Here is a 20,929-nt window from a genome sequence, read left to right on the forward strand (position 1 = left end):
AATGAATGCAAATGTTTCAAAGAGCATGAATGAGCAAATCAGTCAGCAAGAATTGCAATACCTGATTACGGTATCAACAGGTTTTATTGATGCTTATATTATTGAGTGTCATGGTAAAAACCCCATGCTCTTGCCGCAAAATATTGTACTTTCAGCGCTCGATAGTGATACGCAAGTGAAAACGGTGGAATGGCATGATCTTCATCTGCCTGTTTATGCCATCAACCGTCCTGACCAAATGGAAGGGGTGGCTCTGGTGATTGAAGGGGATGATGCTTCTCAGCGCTTTGCTTTGATGTGTAATGAAATGCCGAAGTCGATTCGTTTACGTATTTCTGAAATTGTTGATGATGAAAGCCCTGTGAATGATCCCACCATTTTCCAGCTAGTGCGTATGGGGGATGAGACTTACCACGTACCGAATTTAAATAAAATTCAGGCGAGTTTAGGTCTTTAAGCTTAAGTTTGAATGCAATAAAAAAGGAACTCAATTGAGTTCCTTTTTTATATGGGCTTGTACGCTTATGCCAAAAGGCCTTCTAAAATTTGTTCGTAAATTTCAGCAAGCGGTTCAAGATCAGCAACATTCACATGTTCATCAATTTGATGGATGCTGGCATTGAGAACACCAAGTTCAAGTACTTGAGCACCTGTAGGTGCAATAAAGCGACCATCTGATGTCCCGCCTGAGGTTGAAAGCTCAGTTTCTACACCAGTCACATTACGAATAGCATTTTTAGCCGCATTCACCAACTCACCCACTGGCGTCAGGAATGGTAAGCCTGAGTGTGTCCATTTAATGTCGTAGACTAAACCATGTCGATCCAAAATTTCTAAAACACGTGCTTTTAATTCTTCAGCGGTTAATTCAGTTGAATAACGGAAATTGAAAGTCACGATCATGGTACCTGGGACGACATTGGTTGCCCCTGTACCAGCTTGAATATTGGACACTTGGAACGATGTCGCAGGGAAGTATTCGTTGCCCTGATCCCAAACCGTATCACAGAGTTCAGCAACGGCTTTAGAGGCCATGTGAATCGGGTTAATGGCCAAATGTGGATAAGCCACGTGACCTTGTTTTCCTTTCACTGTCAGTACTGCATTGAGTGAACCACGACGACCATTTTTAACAATATCACCCAGTTGATGTGTACTTGAAGGTTCACCCACCAAACACCACTTCATTTTTTCATTACGGGCTTCGAGTGTCTCGATCACTTTGACTGTGCCATTGATCGATGGACCTTCTTCATCTGAGGTGATGAGGAACGCGATTGAGCCTTTATGATTTGGGTGTTTCGCAACAAAGCGCTCAGAAGCAACCACCATTGCAGCCAAGGCAGTTTTCATGTCTGCGCTGCCACGACCATAAAGCTTGCCATCACGAATTTCAGGGGCAAATGGGTCTGAGTTCCAAGCATCTAAATTACCTGTAGGAACGACATCGGTATGACCCGCAAAGCAGAATACAGGTGCTTCAGTACCTTTTCGTGCCCATAGATTATCAACATCATCAAAGCGCATAGACTCAATGTTGAAACCAATTTTTTTTAAGCGTTCAGCCATAATATTTTGACAGTTGTGGTCCACAGGTGTAACCGATGGCTGACGTAAAAGTTGGAGGCTTAAATCGAGAGTAGCAGAAGAGGTCATGCGCATTTCAAAGTCAATAAAACAGTCGGCACTATAATAGGCGATTAATCTCTGGAATGCGAAACTTAGCAATAAAAAAACCTTATCTATTGATAAGGTTTTTATGCAAATATTAACTACTTGCGGATTTCATCTTGGGTTTTTTCAGCGGTATGTGATACAGCATTACCTGCTGAAGAGACATCTTTACCCATACCTTTGACGGTATTACAGCCTGTTAAAACAAAAAGCATCACTAGTGAACTTAAAACAATTTTTTTCATCGCTGTCTCCAAAATTTTTAGTGTATTCATCAAATGATTTTGTTCTGATGTTGTTTAAGATTAAAAAATAAACACTTTAAACAATAGCATCGTTTTACAGGAGATGAGTAAGCGTATGTTGCGTTATGTATTTTTGTATAAACTAACTTCTGCAAAATCAAGTTAAAATCAAATTTGGATTTCGGTACATATAAAACTGATTGTTTTGATTTTGTAAGTACAGGCCATTGGTCCACCAATGTGCATTTTCGCTGCTGACTTCCGCATTTGGGCAAATCCACTCTTGACGCTGTAGGCGATAGTAATTTAAGTCGGTCGTTGGAATGATGTTACCCCAAGTACCTAGTCGACGGTCAGGATTGAGCCAATTGGGAAGGGAGTATTGATTTAAAGCATCAACTGCCGTGAAACCATTTGTTAGAGGGAGAAAGAGTTGCCCCTTTAAAACGGAAAAGCGCGTCTGAATGTCTGTGTCTAAAGCTTGCTGGAATTGAAACTGTTTATGGGTAAAGTGTTTTAGTTTTCGGTTTAAAGTATCGGTACGATTCAACCCATACCATGTGGTTAAGCTCAGATCTGTTTCACCCAAATAATATTTCAACGCGACTTCCCAATGCTCGATTTGATTGGTTTCGGTATTTTTAATTAAGAAGTCCAGCTCACCTGTAGTCCGTGCCCCATCAATGATTTGAATACTATGCCCCAATAATTCATATGCATGATAGCGATGATCCCGTAACCAAAACCACATGAACATTTCAAAGCGTAGACCTAGACGGGTACTTTTCAACTGAGCCATAAAGTCTTCAAGTTCTTTAGGGCCTTGATCGAGCTGTTTAAGGCGAGGTAAATAGGTTTGAAAGTGCTGTTGCCAGATCTGTGAGGGATGAAAATGAAAAGTATGTTGTATATCGAGCTCTGATGGCAACGCAGACAAAATGTTTGGACTTGCTACAGCAAAAGCTAACTGGCGAACCAATGGATGTTTGAATTGGAGCCAAGGTTCGAACAACTGATGCTGTGAAATGAGATGCATGTGAGTGCCTTAAAAAAGAAGCTAAATATGCAGAAGGACAACGGATAAAATTAAAAAACACTTTATACTACCGCAATTCAGTGCTCAGGAAAGTGGTATGAAAACGTTGTTTTGGCGTTGTTTAGTGGTGATCTTTGTCATCCTAGGCTTTATCGGTGCACTGTTGCCGGGTATGCCAACCACTGTTTTTCTGATCTTGGCCGCTTGGGCTGCATCTAAAGGTTGGCCACAAATGGATGCTTGGTTACTCAACCATCCTAAATATGGTGCAACGTTAAGAGCATGGCGTGCCAATGGAACTGTACCACGTAAAGCGAAATGGTTTGCCAGTATCATGATGTTGATCAGTGGACTGATCATGCTACTAACCAATGCACCATTTTTAGTGAAATTATTTACCAATACCACCATGCTGCTTGTCGCAATATGGTTATGGTTACGTCCAGAACCAAATATATCAATAGATAAAAAACAAATAGAGGACAATTGATGTCTTATGTAATTGCAGATGCAGACGTCTTGATTGATCTGGCTGAACAGACTCTAACGCTGCCTAAAAAGAATAAATTTTATCTGATCTCGTCAGGGAAAAATGGTATTGGCGAAACTGAAAATAGTGGTAAAACGCCGCGAGGTTGGCATCTGGTTGCTGAGAAGCATGGTGCTGAGCAACCGCAAAATGCCGTTTTTATTGCTCGAAAGCCTACAGGTGAAGTATACAACACCGATTTAGCCAAGCAGTTTCCTGAACGTGACTGGATTTTGTCTCGGATTTTATGGCTGAGTGGTTTAGAAGAGGGCTTCAATCGCGGGGAAGGCTGCGATACCTATCAACGTTATATCTATATTCATGGAACACCAGATAGTGAACCAATGGGGATGCCGATGTCGCATGGCTGTATTCGTATGCGTAATACGGATGTCATAGAGTTATTTGAACTAATTGATTGCAATGCGCTGGTTTATATTTCCGAACATAAACTTGAACTCTAAAAATAGCTGTTAAAAAATGTGCAAGCTTATTTTATTGAGTATTCAACGCTGTAATTTAAAATATGAATATTGAGTAGAAGAAGGGGATTAGTCATAGAAAATGTGTATTTTGAGGAAAAGAAATTTAGCGAATAATCATTTTAATTTTCGCAAATATGTTAAATAACATACAGAAAATACTTGTTTTTATACCATTTGACCTATTTTTTAATCACTCGATTGCAAAAAAGCGAAAACAAGCCGAAAAGCGTTTGACAGCCTGTAAAGATTCTCTATAATGCACCTCACAAACGATAAAGACGTTAAGGGCGCTTAGCTCAGTTGGTAGAGCGTCTGCCTTACAAGCAGAATGTCGGCGGTTCGATCCCGTCAGCGCCCACCAAGCCTTTACGTTAAAGATCTTACGTGCAGCGGTAGTTCAGTTGGTTAGAATACCGGCCTGTCACGCCGGGGGTCGCGGGTTCGAGCCCCGTCCGCTGCGCCACTTAAGATTTTTAATATTGTTTGTACCACATTAGTGACTTTGTGTAAGTGCAGCGGTAGTTCAGTTGGTTAGAATACCGGCCTGTCACGCCGGGGGTCGCGGGTTCGAGCCCCGTCCGCTGCGCCATTTATACAAAATCCTTAATGAGGGCGCTTAGCTCAGTTGGTAGAGCGTCTGCCTTACAAGCAGAATGTCGGCGGTTCGATCCCGTCAGCGCCCACCAGATTTTTTGCGATGCAGCGGTAGTTCAGTTGGTTAGAATACCGGCCTGTCACGCCGGGGGTCGCGGGTTCGAGCCCCGTCCGCTGCGCCATTCAAAGAATCGATTAAATTTAAGTTCCTGAGCTTAGGTTTAAAAACTAAGACTGACAATCTTAATCAGGGCGCTTAGCTCAGTTGGTAGAGCGTCTGCCTTACAAGCAGAATGTCGGCGGTTCGATCCCGTCAGCGCCCACCATATTTTACGACGCAGCGGTAGTTCAGTTGGTTAGAATACCGGCCTGTCACGCCGGGGGTCGCGGGTTCGAGCCCCGTCCGCTGCGCCATTTAAAATATAAATTTAAGTCCCTGAGCTTAAATTTGAACACTAAGACTGACAATCTTAAATCAGGGCGCTTAGCTCAGTTGGTAGAGCGTCTGCCTTACAAGCAGAATGTCGGCGGTTCGATCCCGTCAGCGCCCACCATATTCAAGCTGTAAAGCTTAATGACCCTAATTGCATTCGCAATTACCGTTGCAGCGGTAGTTCAGTTGGTTAGAATACCGGCCTGTCACGCCGGGGGTCGCGGGTTCGAGCCCCGTCCGCTGCGCCATTTTCTAGATCCCTTGTGCTAGTAAATGGAATCAAGCAAGATTTCTTTCTTACATCATAAAAATAGCGACGCTATTTTTATTTCTCAAGGGCGCTTAGCTCAGTTGGTAGAGCGTCTGCCTTACAAGCAGAATGTCGGCGGTTCGATCCCGTCAGCGCCCACCATATTCCCTTATCGTAAAAACCTTGCTTATCTCAAGCTGTTTTCATACACTTCTGTGCAATAATAATTTTAAAATATGACAGATTTATGAGAAACCCATATCAACGCAAAGCTGCGTCTAAAAATCAAAATATTGCTTACGATCCTCTTGAAATCTATCGTCTTTTTATCGAAACTATCGTGCATCAAGGCCATGTTATTGCCTTATATCAAGATGGCTGGGCTTTATGTGCTACGCCGACTGGACAACGTTCCTTTGCGATGTGGCAGAGTAAAGGTTTAGCACAGCTTTTGGTGAAAGATAATTGGGCGGGCTACGAAATCCAGAGTATTGGTCTTAGCGATTTAGTCGAAAAAGTGATTCCATTCTTACGTGCAGAAAAAACCACGGTCTCGATGAATTTAAGCCCCGAAGGGCAAAATGTCTTGGTTGCTCCAGAAAAATTATTATTAGATATCAAAAACTATTTATATCAATTTTCAATGCAGAAGCCTGAATTATTTAAACAATTACAATTACCATCGCCACGGACAATTCGCCTCCATTAATTCATGAGGATTTCATTTTAGTATTCATTGAGTAGCCAACCACTCCAATATGCAAAATACTCACGTAACCATGCATTATAGCGAGTGGCAAGAGGTGTCTGAGCGCTGATCATGATAGGCGTTTGATAACCCTGACGTATGGCTATAGCACGACTACGGGGGATATGAAAATCGCTGGTCACAATAGCAATCGGTTGCTGTAGGGAAATATGCTGCTTGGCTAAAATCTTTTTACTATTGATCAGATTTAACTCAGTACTGGTGCTTTGATCTTCGGTGTAAATACGCTGTGCTGGGATATGGTGTACATCAATCAGATACTGCCGCATTGCTTCAGCTTCACTATTTTTTTGCTGAAAAGATAGGCCACCACTGACGACCATAATGCTGTTGGGATGGTGTTTGGCATAGTTTGCCGCTTGATCTAAACGGCTGGCCAATGTTGGACTCGGTTTGCCATGCTTCAGACCACTCCCAAGAACTACAATAGCGGGTGCAGCGATATGAGGGGTATTTTGTTGATTTGAAAACCCTAAAAAGACGAAGAAAATGACTAAGCTAAAAACCCAAACAAAGAAAATCGCCCAAGCCCAACGCCATATTGATTGTCTGATTGTATTGCTTTGAATATAGGCGATAAGTTTAGGATAAGCCAGTGCATAAATGATTAGACCTAGTCCAATCAATAAGGGCAAGAGGGTGCCAAAATTAAAGCGTAGTTGTAAAACAAAATACAAGCCGTCTGCGAACAGTAATGACCCGATAATAAAACTAATGACTCTTTTTGATTTTTGCATATAGGCTTGTGGGTTATCGTTTGCATGATTCTAGCAAATTTACGCATGAAAAAACCGAGCGCTGTGGCTCGGTTTTTTCATTTAGACTTAGTGTTTAGTAAACATCGCGACGATAACGACCTTCTTGACGGAGTTGATCTAGTTTTTCTTCGCCTAAGATTTCAATTAGGGCAGCATCGACATCGCTCGCCATACCATTAATGCTACCGCAGACATAAATTACGGCACCATTTTCAACCCATGTTTTAAGCTCAGTGGCTTGTTCACGCAGTTTATGGTGTACATAGACTTTCTCTGCCTGATCTCGCGAGAACGCTAAATCTAAGCGTTGTAGCATGCCTGTGGTTTGCCACGCTTCAATCGTACTTTGATAGAAGAAATCATGTTCACGTTGACGCTCACCAAAGATCAACCAGTTTTGCGTATAGTCTAGGCGTGTGCGTGCATGAAGTAGACTCATTAAGCCTGCGATGCCTGTGCCGTTACCAATACAAATGATAGGACGGTTGTCATTGATCAAGTGGAATGATTCATTGGTACGAATACGTAGTGCGATAGGCTGTTGAAGCTCGGCATGTTGGGTTAACCAACCAGAACCTAAGCCCAGTTCACCTGCTGAATCTTGCTGTTGGCGCACGACCAAACGTAACACTTGTTGAGTCGGTACAGTTGCAATCGAGTATTCACGTGTAGGTAAAGGGCTCAACTGTTCCAGTAAATGTTCCAAATTGGCAAAAGGCTCAATCTCTGTGTTGAGGTTCTTATCCCAAAGCGCTTGCTCAATCGAAATGGCTAAAGACTCAACGATGCTTTGTGCTGCAATGTGATGCTTTTGCATAAAGGCTTGGATACGTGCTGTGCTGTTACCTGGTTGAACTTCAGCAATGTCACCCGCTTGCCATGTTGCATCAAAGTTGGTTTTTAACTCAATATTATAAGCATGTGCTCCGACACTGTTTGGATTGAGTACTTCACGTTGTGCCAAAGTCCATTGATCAAAGGTTTTGTCAATATTCATGGCTTGAAGCTCAAGTTTGGTTGCAGAGGCAAGAGCACTGTTCCAACGTTGAATATCATTGTTATCTGCGTTGTTGACTTCAATGGTTGCAAACAAAGCATGCGCGCCATTGGCTTTTAACCAACGGTCAATACGATGTCCAAAACTACAATAGGAATCAGGATATTCTTGAGAGCCTAAAGCCAACACAGCATAGTGAAGGTGTGATAAATCCAAAGTTGTATTTAAAAATTTCTTTTCAAAACTACTGGCTAAGTCTGGTGCTTCACCCGTGCCATAAGTACTTGCAACAAAAAGCACTTGTTCAGCAGTTTTTAAGTCATCTTGCGTTAAGTGTTGGACAGCTTTAACACTTACAGGTTGTCTTGCTTCTTGTAAGCTGGTTGCAGTACGCCAAGCGATTTGTTCAGAAACACCCGTTTGTGTTGCATAAGCAATGAGCCATGGTTTCGCATGTGGATCAACTGGAACATTCAAAGCTCCACCACGGGCTTGCTGAGTGAGTTTCTTCTGCTTACGACGTTTTAGATATAGCATCCAACCGGTTACAAAGAACAGTGGCATCATCAGTGATGCAAACATAGCAAAAAATTGATAAATTGGGCCAAAGAAGCTACCACGGTGTACAGGAAGCATACTGCTCATGATTTTTTCATTCAGCTTCTTCTGCTCATACAACTCCATTTTTTCAATTTTTGCAGTTTGATAGTTGAAGACCGCTGAGTTTCTCGCCCGCTCATGCTGTGGAATTGCATCTACAAATGAAAGCTCAAGTGTACCATCGGGCTTTTTCGGAATATTTAGGGTCAGGGTTGAATAGTCTCGACCAACTTGTGCATTAAATCCTGTCCATGTTTGGGTTAAAGCTATTTGTACTTGTTCAGGAGATAAGCCTTTACGCTCGCCATGTTGTTCGCCTTGCCCACGTTCGCCACTTGCAGCGTGCTCACCTTGTGGTCCGCCACGACTTTGCTCACGTGATTCGCCACCACGAGCACCAGCCTGTTCGCCACGTGGGCCTTGAGCACCAGTATTTGGACGGGGTCCTTCTTGCATTTGTGCTTGTGGGCGCTCAACGCCAAGGACTTTAAACATGCCATCGCGCCACCAATCATAAGACCAGTACAGTCCTGTACAGGCCAAGATCAGATAAAAAATCACCACCCAAGTACCAACAACAGCATGCAAATCCCAAATGAAGTTGCGTCCTTTCAATTTAGGTTTAATAAAAAACCATTGTTTGATGGAATGACGTTTGGGCCAACGTAAGTACAGACCACTCAATACAAAGAAAATAAGCATGAGGGTACAAGCGCCAGTAATTTGTTTACCGACAGAACCGACGGTTAAATTACGGTGCAACTGTTGAATAAAGTTAAAAAACTCACGGCCTTTAACTTCGGGTAAGACTTCAGCAGTATACGGGTTCACCATCATGTTATAACCACGACGTGCGCCTTCTTTCTCGATATTGACCGTACTTGAAGTGCTTGGCTCTTGAGCAATCGTAATACTATTGATTTTGATGGCAGAATCTTGTTTTTGGAAATGTAGATACAGCTCAGCAGGGGTTAATTTATTGTTTTGTGTTGCTTGAACGGTGTAGCTATCTGGGTTCATCCATTTTAAGATTTGTTGTTCATAAGAATAGATGGCCCCTGTGACGCCCATAAGCGACAGGATAAGACCCGCAGTGATTCCCAAAAACCAATGCACTTGGAAAAATGTTTTTTTAAACATGGCGATACTTAATGGTGAGCGATTTGTTGTGCGGAAATTATACCTGAAGATTGAGAAGATAATATGGATTTAGAAATTAATATTTATTCTCATTATCATTTGTATTCGAGAGTTTAGGATATAAAAAAACCTCCAAAAGTTGGAGGTTTTTTTATAGAAGAGAAAGGCAGGACTTAAAGTGGCTGCGCTTCACCGACTGTTTCTTTTAAATGTTTACGAATCGTATTAAACGAGAAGTTTTTGCTATCCATGCGTTTTGGCAGAATGTATGCACCTTCTTCGCCTTTCACTTTGAATTTAATCAACAAAAACTCAGGTGTGTTATACCATTCGTAGATGTCTTTCCAACCGATTGCACCGACACCTTCTTGCATGCCCATTTTCTGGCGCATAATTAGACCGTGAGGTTGTACACCTAAACGAATACCTTTAATTTCCTGTACTGGAAATTCATTCATTTTGCGCTTCACATACCACTCTAAACCGAACTTACGGACTAAAAGGTAAGTTAGAACACAGGCGAGAGCAACCCAACAAAAGATGGTTGAATAATTCTTAAGTAAAATTAGGCCAAGAATCGAAAGGGCTGTAACCACAGCCATGATGATCCAAGCTTTCATGCTAATTTTGTTTGTGCTACGCCAAATTTTTAATTGAGCATCGCGTTGTTCAGCCTCAGTGATTTCATAGGTCACAGGCTGTAAAGTATAAGCGTATAAATTTTTCGCGGTCATAGTGAAAGTAACAGATCTAAAACTGCAAAAAGTTTAGCATCATTTAGAGCATTTCAGTGAGTATATTGTTCCAAAATCACCCAAATTATAATGAAGCCAGTTCTGTGGCCTCATGATCCCGTTCGTGGCTTAAACTTTGCTTCAAACGACTGAACTGATTCAAGATGCTAAACATCAAGGAAAGCTGCTGCAAAATAATCAGTGCTTTTTGATCTTCCTCATTATTTTGGCTTAAACGCTGACGTATGGTCTGTAGCATATTCTGCGCCGTTAAATCAGGCATTTCATCACGCAGTAGCGCACCTTGGATATTGTCAAAAGCGCGATCCATCAATTCTAAAATTTGAGGGTCATCAATTTTTTCACGATGAGCCCCCAAAGCTGCAATATAGCTAATAAAGGTATGATTGAGACACAAGAACTCAAACGCTAAGCTTTTTTGCGTTGGGTCAAAATCGGGCTCGGTGGCTAAGGTTGAAATGAGTGAAGCAACTTCGGCATCGGTATTGTGTGCCGCACGACGAACCACGCGATAATTCAGGCCATTGTTGCGTCCAGACTTATACTGTTCAATCACCTCAGCCAAATAATCACATTGAGCGGAAAGCGAGCGGTAAATTGTGCGGGGGAGGCGACGGAACTTCCAGTCAGGGAAAATGAAACTCACGCCTAACCATGCCAGACCACAGCCAATTAAGGTATCCATCATGCGCGGAAGGGCAGCTTCATATCCCATACCATCTAAGTTGAAATTAATCAGCGCCAAAATAGTGATGAAAGCGGTGGCTTGTGCATATTGTTTACTGCGCAGCTCAAAGAAAAGTACCCCGCTGATGACCAAGACGAGAAGTTGTCCTTCAATCGAAGGTACAAAGTACAATACGGCATACCCTAAAATGATTCCGACCAATGTCCCTACGATACGTAAACGTAAACGACGTTTGGTTGCGTTGAAATTGGGCTGACTGACAAATAGTGCTGTAAGTAGAATCCAGTACCCATATTCAATGTTAGTGACTTGAACAAAGATATATCCAACCAATAACACGATAGACAGACGAATCGCGTGTCGAAATAACACCGACTCTGGGGTGAGATGTTGTTTAATCCGAACCTTAATATCATCCCAGCCTTTCAGATCATCATCTTTGAGTTGGCTTTCGATATGCTTAGTTTTATCGAGTTTAATATTGCGTTCAGTTTCTAAGTTGCGTAGCTGTGCATCAATAGACTTTAAGTTTTGATACAACGAAAACAGAGCATTGACCCAAATTTGGTCGTATTGTTGTTCGTCTCTGAGCTTTTCTAATGATAAACGGAGGTTTTCAAAAGTATGTTTAAAGCGTTTATTATGGGTGTAGGTTTGCCGGTTTAAGATACTGCTGCTTAAGTCTTTACAGGCTTTGGCTTGTATAGATAAAATTCGTTGAAAGCGGAATAAGATATCGCTGTGTTGAAAAATTTTCGCCAGTTTTTGATAGTCAATATGTGCTGAATCTGCGCGCTCGTGAATATCTTGTGCCACAAAATAATATTGCAGACTGCGACGTGTATCCCGTTGTCCACGGTCACCTTTTAAGCGAGTAAGTAGAGCGGTTTTCATGTCGTTGAAAATTGCAATTAATTTACCATTTTCCAACGACAGTTCAATCATGCTCTGTTGATAGCTGTTAGCTGTCATATCGACATCAAACAGGTTGGATTTGGCAAACAGAAAATCGGCGAGTGAGGAATAACACTTCGATAGATTGTCTTGAACCTGACGAACGGGAAAGAGCAGAAAACTGATAGTTGAAATAACGCTATACCAAATTGCTCCAATCACCAGCAGAGATGGTTGTGTATACCAGTTGTCAAAAAGTCCGACACCGAGCATGGAGTAAACGGAAACCACTAAGCAACCATAGGAAATGGTGGCATAACGACGTCCCAGTGAGCCCAGTAAAATCAGACCAATACACGAAACGATTAGCCCCAATGCGAATAAAATTGGGTGTGGAAATAAAAAGTATATCGACGTTGCAGTAATGAAAAAGCCAATATAGGTAAAAATTAAATTCATGATTCGCACGGAAAAGCGGTCATCAATATCACTTAAACCTGCAGCAACTGCGCCGAGTGTTAGCGGAATAGTTGCCAGTTGAAAACCCATAAAATATGGAACAAAAGCAGTCCCTGCAAAAGTAATGACCATGCGGAGGTTATACATGAAGGTTGTATTATAAGTAGCCTGTTTTAGACTCGTCAGCCATGCTTTCAAAGGGCACCTTTGTTTGTCACTTGGGGTTGGACCATTTTCAAATATGAGAATATGTGAAATTTCACCTGCTCTGCTATAAATCATACTATGGAGCGTGTAAACTTGTCTGCAAACTCTCCTTCCAAAACATAAATTAATCCTATGCCGACTACACAGGAAAAAGCGGTCTATTCCAACGCTTGGATTCTCTTACTTGCTTCACTGACTGCACTCGGTCCACTATCGATTGATATGTATTTACCCGCTTTGCCACAAATGGCAGATGACTTCGGGGTAAGCACACAAATGGTGGCCAACAGCTTGCCTGCGTACTTCTTAGGCTTGGCTATTGGACAACTAATTTATGGACCTGTAAGTGACCGAATTGGGCGGAAAAAACCGCTGTATTTTGGACTGAGTCTCTACATTATTGCCAGTTTACTGTGTGTGTTTGCAAACAGTGAGTGGAGTCTCATTGCCGCTCGGGTTTTGCAAGCCTTAGGCGGTTGTGTAGGTGTGGTGATTGCTCGAGCTGCGATTCGTGATCGTTTAGATATGCAAGCCTCAGCCCAAGCATTTGCCAGTATGATGATCGTGACCACCATCGCGCCGATTATTGCACCGAGTTTAGGCGCGCTGGTACTGAGTTTCAGTAGTTGGCATAGTATTTTCGCCTTTTTGATGGCCGTTGGTTTGGGAAGCCTGTGCTGCGTACACTTTTTCTTTGAAGAAACTTTAGATCCGAAGCGTCGTTTAAAGCTTAACTTTAATCAAGTTTTAAACCTTTACGGAGCGATTCTGCAAGATTCGAGCTTTAGACGCCCGATGTTTGTTGGATGTTTTGCCGGGGCTGTACTCTTTTGCTATATCAGTGCTTCTGCTGCCATTCTGATGGATGGTTACGGCTTAAGTCAGCAAGTTTTTGCCTATGCCTTTGGTGCCAATGCAGTTGGGATTATGCTGTTCTCGACCTTAAATAAACGTCTGGCACAAAAGTTAAGTGTTTTTCAGCGCTTAAAATTAGGCAGTTTTTTGCAGTTAGCTGGTGTGGGGCTGCTGTTGGTAGCGGGTATCATGACGCATGCGCCCTTATATATCGTATGTGCAGGGATGTTTCTCGCTGTCGCAGCAATCGGTTTTACAGGGCCAAATGCCATGGCGATTGCAATGTCTGAGCAGGGTGCACGGGCAGGAACGGCCAGTGCGATTATGGGCAGTATGCAATTTGGTTGTGGTCTACTTTGTGGCGTGATTCTTAATTTTCTACTCTGGTCGGCACTTTTGAATATGGCCATCGTTATGGCTATTTTTGTGGCTTTGGCTTTGTATTATGTGTTTAAGCTTGAGCACGAAAAAGCCTAAAAATTGAAGTCGTGACTATATAAAAAAGAGACTCATTTTAGTCTCTTTTTTTGTTAAAATGAATGCTTTAAATCTTAATCATTATTTAAGAATACTGCAAAATCTTCAACTGGTACGCGTGGTGTTATAAAGTGATTGACGATCTACTCTGAATCTGCATAACCCAGTGCCATACTGCAGACCAATTCTTCAAATTGTGCAGCATCGAGTATATTCAGCACGAGAGCATGAAGATGATTCCATGCGGCTTGTGGGCAAGTGTCTAAGCCTTGTACTTTGACTGAAGTCATGACATTTCTCATCATGGCAATATCCATTTTCGCGCCGATGCCCATGGCTTGATTGACTGTGTAGAATAGTCCGACAGGTGCGTTAAAAAAGATTGGTCATTACGTGATTGCTACTGTGCGATTTTCGCTTTTTCAACTTTTTGAATATTATGCAAGCCATACAAGCCCCAACCATTTTCACGGCGACGCTCAATAAAAGGCGAAATCCATTTTTTCGGATAATATACAAAACTTTTTTGTTGTTCGATGTTTTTTCAGGATGTTCAGACGCTCTAAACTGAGTATGACAGGTTTGCTCAAACATTTTGTTAGGAGTTTTCCTATGAGCACATCTATTTGCCATAACCGTGTATTCGTGCTTGGGGATATTTTATTTATCATGCTCAATAATCGTCTGAATAGTTAGGCTTTTTTGGTGCAAAGGTGTGATTTTGACCCATCATTGGGCATAGGTGGTTATCTATTAGACTAAGACTTTAGTTATAAGAAAAAAATATAGATCTCAAATAAAACTCAGTCTATATTTAAGAAAATATGAAGAATTGTTACTTAATTATTGCAAAAGTCTGTCTAAATTGTAATTTGATGCTTCAAAGCCAATCGCGAATAACATCAATTATAGTTTGAAATTGTGTGCATTAGACTTTAGTGGCAAGAGTAATAAAAGGTCATATCTTAAAACATCGAAATGTGCGATTTTTCATCTTTATAAGATTACTTTGCATATGAAAAGACCAAAACGGAGTGGTCTTTTGTGCAAAAAATTTTACTGAAATGGAATTTTTGATTCACTATTAACAATGTAATAAAGGAAGTTTGTGTATGCGTTTAGCCCTCAATAAAAAGCCATTTATCGCTCAAAGCCTAGCACTTAGTGTGGCTGCTCTGATGATGACAACAACTCATGCTGCAACCAAAGAACAACAAGAACTCGCGCAATTACGCGCTGAAGTTGCAGAGCTAAAAGCATTAATGCAACAACAGCAACAAGTTCAACAACAGCAAGCAGTTCAGATTCAACAAGTGAAAGCACAACCAGCTCCTGTAAAAGCTGAATCTCCACTGTCTTCGTTCAAATCTAAGTCTGGCGCAGACATTAACCTATATGGTTTTGTTCGTGGCGATGCAAACTACATTATTGAAGGTGCGGATGACGACTTCAACAAAGTTTCAAGCTCAAATGGCCAAACTAAAGACAAACTGCGTGCAACAGCGAAAACTACACGTTTAGGTTTAGATTTTAATACCAATGTGGCTGGCGATAACAAACTGGGTGGTAAAGTAGAAGTAGACTTTGCTGGAACAAATGAAGCCCTTCGTATTCGTCATGCGTATTTGACTTATAACAATTGGTTGTTTGGTCAAACCACATCTAACTTCCTGTCTAACCATGCGCCAGAAATGATTGACTTCGGCACGAACGTGGGTGGTGGTACAACTCGTATTCCACAAGTACGTTATGGCTTTAATTTGGCGCCTGCAACGAAATTATTTATTGCTGCGGAAGAAGGGAATAGTTCAGCAAACCAGCTTAAAGTTACCACTACTAACGGTGTAACTACGAGTGAGACTGTTAGTTCAGATGTGAAATATAGCTTACCAGTATTAACTGCGAAATTAACGCAAGGTTTTGCAGATGGCAAAGCGAATGCATCTGTTCGTGGTTTGGTGGAACAATATAAATCTGAAACAGCTGGTGATGATAAAACAGGTTGGGGTATTGCTGCTGGTGTAAATTATCAAGTGATTGATCCGTTAAAACTCAGTGCTGATGTGTCTTATGTACAGGGCAATAGCAACTACTTATACGGAAGCAACACTGCATTTTATGTAGATAATGCGAATGGCAAGATCGAGCAAAATGAAGCATTTGGTGTACAAGTCGGTGGTACGTATAAATTCAACGAAAAATTACGTTCGACTTTAGCGTATGGCGCACTCTTTGCGGATGATGGTACTGATTACGCGCGTTTAAACACAGCTGCAAATGAAGAAGTTTACCAAGCATGGATTAACTTCATCTATTCACCAGTTAAGCCTTTGGATTTAGGTGTTGAATATATCAATGGTAAACGTGATACCTTTGCTGGCGATAGCTACAAAGACAACCGTGTTGGCTTAATGGCGAAATATAGCTTCTAATCATGTGATGAAATAGTTGCAGTTTAAAAAAACAGGAGCTTTAGGCTCCTGTTTTGTTTGAGTCGGGAAATTTATACAGACTAAATACATTTTGAATATAGACTTAAGTATTAAGTCAGAAAAGAATAAGTGAAATAGTTGGAAATTATTGTAAAAAAATAAAGATTATCTATAAAAAATCTGCATAATGTCGGTCTTTCGCCCATATTGTACTTTTATTGGTTGTTTTTGAGCCAATATGGGGCGGTTTTGTGATTTTTTTCAAAAAACCGTATCTGTGTCCAAACATTATTGGGCATTACGTTATTTCAGTTTACTCATCGTGTAGAACTGAACATGTTATGCATCAGATCGCTTAGTTTGTTACCAATTTACCCATTGCCTGAATTTCCATACGCAAGACTGAGTTTGTCTCAGATTTACGAAATATCTCTTGAAGTATCAATGGATTCGGTGGCTTATTAGCCAGATAACAAAATCTAAGCATCCGCTTTATGGACAATTGTCATGGAATTTACTTTTAACGCTTTTTATACCTTGATTGCTGCTGTCATTGTTTTGTTACTTGGCCGCTTCTTGGTAAATAAAATTGGTTTCTTGAAACGCTACAACATTCCTGAGCCTGTCGCAGGTGGTTTAGTTGCAGCGATTATCTCCTTGGTTGTGCATAGTCTTTGGGGCTATAGCATCACGACCAGTAGCGAATTGCAAACAAGCTTTATGCTGATTTTCTTTTCCTCAATTGGTTTAAGTGCAAACTTTGCCAAATTGCGCGAAGGGGGAATTGGTCTGGTTATTTTCTTGATGGCTGTCGCATCATTTATTGTGGTGCAAAACTTTGTCGGCATTAGCCTTGCAACTTTATTGGGTATTGACCCACTTATTGGTTTGATTGCAGGTTCAATTACCTTAACTGGTGGTCATGGTACTGCGGGTGCTTGGGGTGAAATTTTAGAAGTTAAGCATGGTATCCAAGGTGCATTAGCTTTGGGTATGGCGAGTGCGACATTTGGTTTGATTATTGGTGGTTTGATTGGTGGTCCTTTAGCGAAGTTACTCATTAACCGCTATCAATTGGCGACGCCACGTACCAATGAACAAATTGAAAAGAGTGATAACACACCACTAACTGATATTAATTCAACAGAATATGTACCGTTTGAATATCCACATCGTGTGCGTTTAATCACTGCGGATAATGCGATTACCACATTAGGTTTGTTTGCAGGCTGTTTGGCTTTTGCTGACTTTATGACCGGCCATATGAAAGGCACAATGCTTGAGTTACCGACTTTTGTTTGGGCGCTTGCAGGTGGTGTGATTTTACGTAATGTGTTGGAAGGTATTTTCAAAGTTCAAATCTTTGACCGTGCGATTGATGTATTTGGTAATGCATCATTGTCGTTGTACCTTGCGATGGCTTTGCTTTCATTGAAATTATGGCAATTGGCTGACCTTGCTGGTCCGCTTGTGGTGATTTTAGGTGCACAAACGATTACGATGGGCTTATATGCTGCATTTGTGACATTCCGTGTGATGGGTAAAAACTACGATGCTGCTGTGCTATCTGCGGGTCACTGTGGATTTGGTATGGGTGCAACCCCGACTGCGGTTGCAAACATGCAGGCGATTACCAACATGTATGGTCCTTCGCACAAGGCATTCTTGATTGTGCCTTTATGTGGCGCATTCTTTGTAGACTTGATTAACGTGGCTGTCATTCAGTCTATTTTGCAATATTTTAACTAATTGGAAATGCAATTTGCCCTAGGAAACTAGGGCTTTTTTGCTTTCAGGTCTCTCACAATAATTAGGATATCGAGATGAATGATCAATTAAATGAAACATTACTCGGGTGGGTGAATACACTGAATGGACCTCTGTGGGACTTTTTGGTGATTTTCCTTGTTGCGGTCGGTTTGTTTTACACCCTAATTACGGGTGCAGTACAGGTTCGCTTATTTTTGCACAGCATCAAGGTCATGAAATCAAGCCGTAAGGAATGTGATGATGATCATGGCATTACACCTTTTCAGGCTTTTGTAACTGGGCTTGCTAGTCGTGTAGGTGTGGGTAATGTTGCGGGCGTTGCGATCGCAATTGCGATTGGTGGGCCGGGTGCAGTATTTTGGATGTGGGTCACTGCATTTTTGGGTATGAGTTCGGCTTTTGTTGAGTCATCTCTTGCACAGTTGTTCAAGGTGCGTGACCAAGAAAATAAACAGTTCCGTGGTGGACCTGCCTACTATATTACCCAAGGCCTGAAACAAAAATGGTTGGGTGTAGTCTTTGCTGTTGCGCTTATTTCAACCTATGGTTTTGTGTTTAACGCAGTACAAGCCAATGCAATTACAGGTGCAACAGCACATGCATGGGGATGGGATAAAGCCAATCTAGCATTTGAACTCGGTGGCATTCATATTGTGGTGTCTTGGGTTGGACTAGGTCTAGTCTTGCTGACCGCAATGATTATCTTTGGTGGGATCAAACGTATTGCCAAAGTGGCAGAAAGTTTTGTGCCATTGATGGCCTTGTTGTATCTGGCTGTTGCTTTATATATCGCCGTAATTAATTACGCTATTTTACCTGATATCTTCCAGCTCATTTTCTCTAAAGCTTTTGAGTTTGAAGCTGCTGCTGGTGGTTTCTTCGGTGCGATGGTTTCTATGGCAATGATGATGGGGATTAAACGTGGTTTATTCTCTAATGAAGCAGGTATGGGTTCAGCACCGAATGCGGCAGCTGCATCGGATGTAAAGCATCCTGTAAACCAAGGTTTGGTACAAATGCTCGGTGTATTTGTGGATACCTTCGTGGTGTGTTCATGTACAGCGATTATTATTTTGGCCTCAGGACTTTATCATGATGCGGGCTTTGAAGGCGTAGCGCTCACCCAAATGGCTTTAGAGAGCCAAATTGGTTCTTGGGGTGATGACTTCCTTGCAACGATTTTGTTCATGTTTGCCTTTTCATCAGTCATTGGTAACTATGCCTATGCTGAAGGGAATGTGCAATTTATCAATAACAATGCCAAGGTGATGTTCGTCTTCCGTATCTTTGTTTTGATTATGGTGTATCTCGGTTCAGTGATGAGTGTGCCTCTCATTTGGAACACTGCCGATTTGTTCATGGGTATCATGGCCACCATTAACTTGTTTGCTATTTTGCTGTTAACACCATTCTTATTGATGCTGTTAAAAGACTATTTGGCACAGCTGAAACAAGGTGTGAAAGAGCCAGTATTTAAATTGGATAACCATCCTAAATTTAAAGACAAAGTGAAATCAGACATTTGGTAATCTTTTAGCCATAAAAAAGCCTCTACATTGATAGGGGCTTTTTTATGGCTATTTAACCGCTAAAGTAAAAGAACAGCTGATAGAGTGCAAAACTTAAAATCAGGCTTAGCCAAATCGGGAGTTTGGTTCGAAGCAGTAAAATCACCGCGATCACAAAACCTAAGTCAGTCCAATGCTTGAAATAACTTTGTCCCATTTGTATCACTAAACACAGCAGTAAACTGACTACTGCTGCATTAATCCCAATCACGGCTTTTCGTATCGCAGCTTGCTGCATAAGCCAAGACCAATAAGGCAAGGTTGCAAAGATTAAAAAGAATGAGGGCAGAAAGATTGCTAAAGTGGCTAGAACCACATTCAGCCAAACAAAGGGCGTTAAAGGCAATAAAGCACCTAAGTAACTGGCGAAACTAAATAAGGGGCCGGGCATGAGTTGAGCCAGCGCATAACCTAAGTCAAATTGTTCGGCAGATAAAATATGGCTGACGACGAAGTCCTGATGTAAAAGTGGCAAAATAATATGCCCGCCACCAAAAACCAAAGATGCTGCTTGGTAAAAACTAAACAGGCTCTGTGAGAACAGTGAAGAAGATGAATGCCACACCATAAAAACCACAAAAGGCAAAACAAAGGCAATCAGCCAAAAATAAGCCTGCTTTGCTTGGACTTTTGCCTTTAAGCTGCTGTCCTGAAGCTTTGATGTCGAATCCGATGCGAAATAAATACCGACCAGAGCAGCAACTAAGATGACGATGACTTGGCTGAATGACCATGGGGCGAAGTAAAGAAACAAGGTGCTAAGTAACATCAAGACATATTGCCAAATAGTTTGGCAGAAACTTGTCAACATTTGCCAAAAGGCCCAGATCACCACAGCAAAAACGATCAACTGAATGCTATGTAGTGTCATCGCACTGAGTTGATTGAAGTACTGTTGACCCAGTACCGCAAGACATGCCATGAGAAGCATAGATGGTAAGGTAAAGCCGAGCCACGCCATACACGCGCCGCGGTAGCCTCGGAGTTGATAACCAATGGCAATACCCACTTGGCTACTGGTCGGCCCTGGGAGCAATTGTGCGAGAGCAACCAGTTGGGTATATTCAGCATTACTCAACCACCGTAGTTGCTGTACAAAATGTCGGTGAAAAAACACCAAATGAGCAGCAGGGCCACCAAAAGACAAGCAGCCCAATTTTAAAAAGTGTAGAAAGATGCCTTTGAGATGTTGAGTGCGCATGTTGCATTATGCTGACAAATTGAAACCGATTATAATAGGGGAATATGACGCTTTTACGAAAAAAAACAGTACTTGGACTGCTGATTTTCATACACTATGCTGCTGGAAAATTT

The 20,929-nt window shown here is 41.7% G+C and carries 17 protein-coding genes and 10 tRNA genes; 18 read left to right on the forward strand and 9 right to left on the reverse strand.

Annotated features, from left to right (window positions below):
• The first annotated feature begins 1 nt into the window (after position 1).
• On the forward strand, positions 2–457 hold the full coding sequence (locus tag MF4640_RS01145; protein ID WP_078388412.1) for a hypothetical protein: 456 nt from the start codon (positions 2–4) through the stop codon (positions 455–457).
• A 65-nt stretch (positions 458–522) separates the two neighbouring features.
• Here the strand turns inward: MF4640_RS01145 and dapE are convergent, their stop codons facing one another.
• From dapE to MF4640_RS01160, 3 genes are all read right to left on the reverse strand, one after another.
• A complete protein-coding gene (gene dapE / locus MF4640_RS01150) occupies positions 523–1,656 on the reverse strand; it encodes a succinyl-diaminopimelate desuccinylase (RefSeq protein WP_078388413.1) in 1,134 nt (377 codons plus the stop codon).
• Between the two features lie 116 nt (positions 1,657–1,772).
• Positions 1,773–1,919, reverse strand: a complete 147-nt coding sequence (locus tag MF4640_RS01155; RefSeq protein ID WP_010326244.1) for an entericidin A/B family lipoprotein — start codon at positions 1,917–1,919, stop codon at positions 1,773–1,775.
• A 157-nt stretch (positions 1,920–2,076) separates the two neighbouring features.
• Positions 2,077–2,955: a DUF1853 family protein gene (locus tag MF4640_RS01160; RefSeq protein ID WP_078388414.1), complete on the reverse strand. Its 879-nt coding sequence runs from the start codon at positions 2,953–2,955 to the stop codon at positions 2,077–2,079.
• A gap of 97 nt (positions 2,956–3,052) precedes the next feature.
• On the opposite strand from MF4640_RS01160, the gene MF4640_RS01165 reads away from it, so the two are divergent.
• From MF4640_RS01165 to MF4640_RS01225, 13 genes are all read left to right on the forward strand, one after another.
• Positions 3,053–3,445: a YbaN family protein gene (locus MF4640_RS01165; RefSeq protein WP_078388416.1), complete on the forward strand. Its 393-nt coding sequence runs from the start codon at positions 3,053–3,055 to the stop codon at positions 3,443–3,445.
• Positions 3,445–3,948, forward strand: coding sequence for a cell wall-recycling L,D-carboxypeptidase ElsL (elsL, locus tag MF4640_RS01170; RefSeq protein ID WP_078388417.1), 504 nt, complete (start codon positions 3,445–3,447; stop codon positions 3,946–3,948). Before MF4640_RS01165 ends, elsL begins: the two co-directional genes overlap by 1 nt.
• Positions 3,949–4,254: 306 nt before the next feature.
• Positions 4,255–4,330, forward strand: a tRNA-Val gene (locus tag MF4640_RS01175).
• Between the two features lie 25 nt (positions 4,331–4,355).
• Positions 4,356–4,432 (forward strand) — tRNA-Asp (locus tag MF4640_RS01180).
• 49 nt (positions 4,433–4,481) lie between these two features.
• Positions 4,482–4,558: transfer RNA gene (locus tag MF4640_RS01185), tRNA-Asp, on the forward strand.
• A gap of 21 nt (positions 4,559–4,579) precedes the next feature.
• A tRNA-Val gene (locus MF4640_RS01190) sits at positions 4,580–4,655 on the forward strand.
• Between the two features lie 13 nt (positions 4,656–4,668).
• Positions 4,669–4,745, forward strand: a tRNA-Asp gene (locus MF4640_RS01195).
• A 68-nt stretch (positions 4,746–4,813) separates the two neighbouring features.
• Positions 4,814–4,889 (forward strand) — tRNA-Val (locus MF4640_RS01200).
• Positions 4,890–4,900: 11 nt separating this feature from the next.
• Positions 4,901–4,977, forward strand: a tRNA-Asp gene (locus tag MF4640_RS01205).
• Positions 4,978–5,041: 64 nt separating this feature from the next.
• Positions 5,042–5,117, forward strand: a tRNA-Val gene (locus tag MF4640_RS01210).
• Positions 5,118–5,167: 50 nt separating this feature from the next.
• Positions 5,168–5,244, forward strand: a tRNA-Asp gene (locus tag MF4640_RS01215).
• Between the two features lie 88 nt (positions 5,245–5,332).
• Positions 5,333–5,408: transfer RNA gene (locus MF4640_RS01220), tRNA-Val, on the forward strand.
• An 85-nt stretch (positions 5,409–5,493) separates the two neighbouring features.
• Positions 5,494–5,955 carry a DUF2750 domain-containing protein gene (locus MF4640_RS01225; RefSeq protein WP_004981136.1) on the forward strand — a complete coding sequence of 154 codons (462 nt, stop codon included), beginning with the start codon at positions 5,494–5,496 and terminating at the stop codon, positions 5,953–5,955.
• Between the two features lie 17 nt (positions 5,956–5,972).
• Here MF4640_RS01225 and MF4640_RS01230 read toward each other — a convergent pair whose 3' ends face one another.
• The 4 genes from MF4640_RS01230 to yccS form a co-directional block, all read right to left on the reverse strand.
• Complete coding sequence (locus tag MF4640_RS01230; protein WP_078388418.1) at positions 5,973–6,752, reverse strand: YdcF family protein; 780 nt, start codon at positions 6,750–6,752, stop codon at positions 5,973–5,975.
• Positions 6,753–6,846: 94 nt separating this feature from the next.
• Entirely contained in the window at positions 6,847–9,510 is a 2,664-nt protein-coding gene (locus MF4640_RS01235; RefSeq protein ID WP_078388419.1) for a PepSY domain-containing protein, read from the reverse strand.
• 173 nt (positions 9,511–9,683) lie between these two features.
• Positions 9,684–10,244 carry a YcxB family protein gene (locus MF4640_RS01240; protein WP_058869170.1) on the reverse strand — a complete coding sequence of 187 codons (561 nt, stop codon included), beginning with the start codon at positions 10,242–10,244 and terminating at the stop codon, positions 9,684–9,686.
• Between the two features lie 85 nt (positions 10,245–10,329).
• Entirely contained in the window at positions 10,330–12,504 is a 2,175-nt protein-coding gene (gene yccS, locus MF4640_RS01245) for a YccS family putative transporter (protein WP_078388440.1), read from the reverse strand.
• A 141-nt stretch (positions 12,505–12,645) separates the two neighbouring features.
• Between yccS and MF4640_RS01250 the strand changes: the two genes are divergently transcribed.
• The gene (locus MF4640_RS01250) at positions 12,646–13,845 is read left to right on the forward strand and encodes a multidrug effflux MFS transporter (protein WP_078388421.1); all 1,200 of its coding nucleotides are present in this window, start codon (positions 12,646–12,648) and stop codon (positions 13,843–13,845) included.
• 143 nt (positions 13,846–13,988) lie between these two features.
• On the opposite strand, the gene MF4640_RS19955 is transcribed toward MF4640_RS01250, so the two are convergent.
• On the reverse strand, positions 13,989–14,228 hold the full coding sequence (locus MF4640_RS19955; RefSeq protein ID WP_413772688.1) for a nitroreductase family protein: 240 nt from the start codon (positions 14,226–14,228) through the stop codon (positions 13,989–13,991).
• Between the two features lie 729 nt (positions 14,229–14,957).
• Between MF4640_RS19955 and MF4640_RS01260 the strand changes: the two genes are divergently transcribed.
• From MF4640_RS01260 to MF4640_RS01270, 3 genes are all read left to right on the forward strand, one after another.
• Positions 14,958–16,277, forward strand: a complete 1,320-nt coding sequence (locus MF4640_RS01260) for a DcaP family trimeric outer membrane transporter (RefSeq protein ID WP_078388423.1) — start codon at positions 14,958–14,960, stop codon at positions 16,275–16,277.
• A gap of 507 nt (positions 16,278–16,784) precedes the next feature.
• Positions 16,785–18,026, forward strand: coding sequence for a sodium/glutamate symporter (gene gltS / locus MF4640_RS01265; RefSeq protein ID WP_078388424.1), 1,242 nt, complete (start codon positions 16,785–16,787; stop codon positions 18,024–18,026).
• Positions 18,027–18,100: 74 nt separating this feature from the next.
• The gene (locus MF4640_RS01270; protein ID WP_078388425.1) at positions 18,101–19,576 is read left to right on the forward strand and encodes an alanine/glycine:cation symporter family protein; all 1,476 of its coding nucleotides are present in this window, start codon (positions 18,101–18,103) and stop codon (positions 19,574–19,576) included.
• 52 nt (positions 19,577–19,628) lie between these two features.
• Here the strand turns inward: MF4640_RS01270 and chrA are convergent, their stop codons facing one another.
• Positions 19,629–20,816, reverse strand: coding sequence for a chromate efflux transporter (gene chrA / locus MF4640_RS01275; protein ID WP_078388426.1), 1,188 nt, complete (start codon positions 20,814–20,816; stop codon positions 19,629–19,631).
• Positions 20,817–20,929 lie beyond the last annotated feature (113 nt).

It is taken from the genome of Acinetobacter sp. MF4640 (assembly GCF_002018895.1).
Lineage (GTDB): Bacteria > Pseudomonadota > Gammaproteobacteria > Pseudomonadales > Moraxellaceae > Acinetobacter > Acinetobacter johnsonii.

Coding starts and splice junctions, on each gene's coding strand:
- MF4640_RS01145 (WP_078388412.1), top strand. CDS start 2: ATGAATGCAAATGTTTCAAAGAGCATGAATGAGCAAATCAGTCAGCAA.
- MF4640_RS01240 (WP_058869170.1), bottom strand. CDS start 10,244: ATGACCGCGAAAAATTTATACGCTTATACTTTACAGCCTGTGACCTAT.
- MF4640_RS01155 (WP_010326244.1), bottom strand. CDS start 1,919: ATGAAAAAAATTGTTTTAAGTTCACTAGTGATGCTTTTTGTTTTAACA.
- gltS (WP_078388424.1), top strand. CDS start 16,785: ATGGAATTTACTTTTAACGCTTTTTATACCTTGATTGCTGCTGTCATT.
- MF4640_RS01260 (WP_078388423.1), top strand. CDS start 14,958: ATGCGTTTAGCCCTCAATAAAAAGCCATTTATCGCTCAAAGCCTAGCA.
- MF4640_RS01270 (WP_078388425.1), top strand. CDS start 18,101: ATGAATGATCAATTAAATGAAACATTACTCGGGTGGGTGAATACACTG.
- dapE (WP_078388413.1), bottom strand. CDS start 1,656: ATGACCTCTTCTGCTACTCTCGATTTAAGCCTCCAACTTTTACGTCAG.
- MF4640_RS01165 (WP_078388416.1), top strand. CDS start 3,053: ATGAAAACGTTGTTTTGGCGTTGTTTAGTGGTGATCTTTGTCATCCTA.
- elsL (WP_078388417.1), top strand. CDS start 3,445: ATGTCTTATGTAATTGCAGATGCAGACGTCTTGATTGATCTGGCTGAA.
- MF4640_RS01225 (WP_004981136.1), top strand. CDS start 5,494: ATGAGAAACCCATATCAACGCAAAGCTGCGTCTAAAAATCAAAATATT.
- MF4640_RS01160 (WP_078388414.1), bottom strand. CDS start 2,955: ATGCATCTCATTTCACAGCATCAGTTGTTCGAACCTTGGCTCCAATTC.
- MF4640_RS01250 (WP_078388421.1), top strand. CDS start 12,646: ATGCCGACTACACAGGAAAAAGCGGTCTATTCCAACGCTTGGATTCTC.
- MF4640_RS01230 (WP_078388418.1), bottom strand. CDS start 6,752: ATGCAAAAATCAAAAAGAGTCATTAGTTTTATTATCGGGTCATTACTG.
- MF4640_RS01235 (WP_078388419.1), bottom strand. CDS start 9,510: ATGTTTAAAAAAACATTTTTCCAAGTGCATTGGTTTTTGGGAATCACT.
- chrA (WP_078388426.1), bottom strand. CDS start 20,816: ATGCGCACTCAACATCTCAAAGGCATCTTTCTACACTTTTTAAAATTG.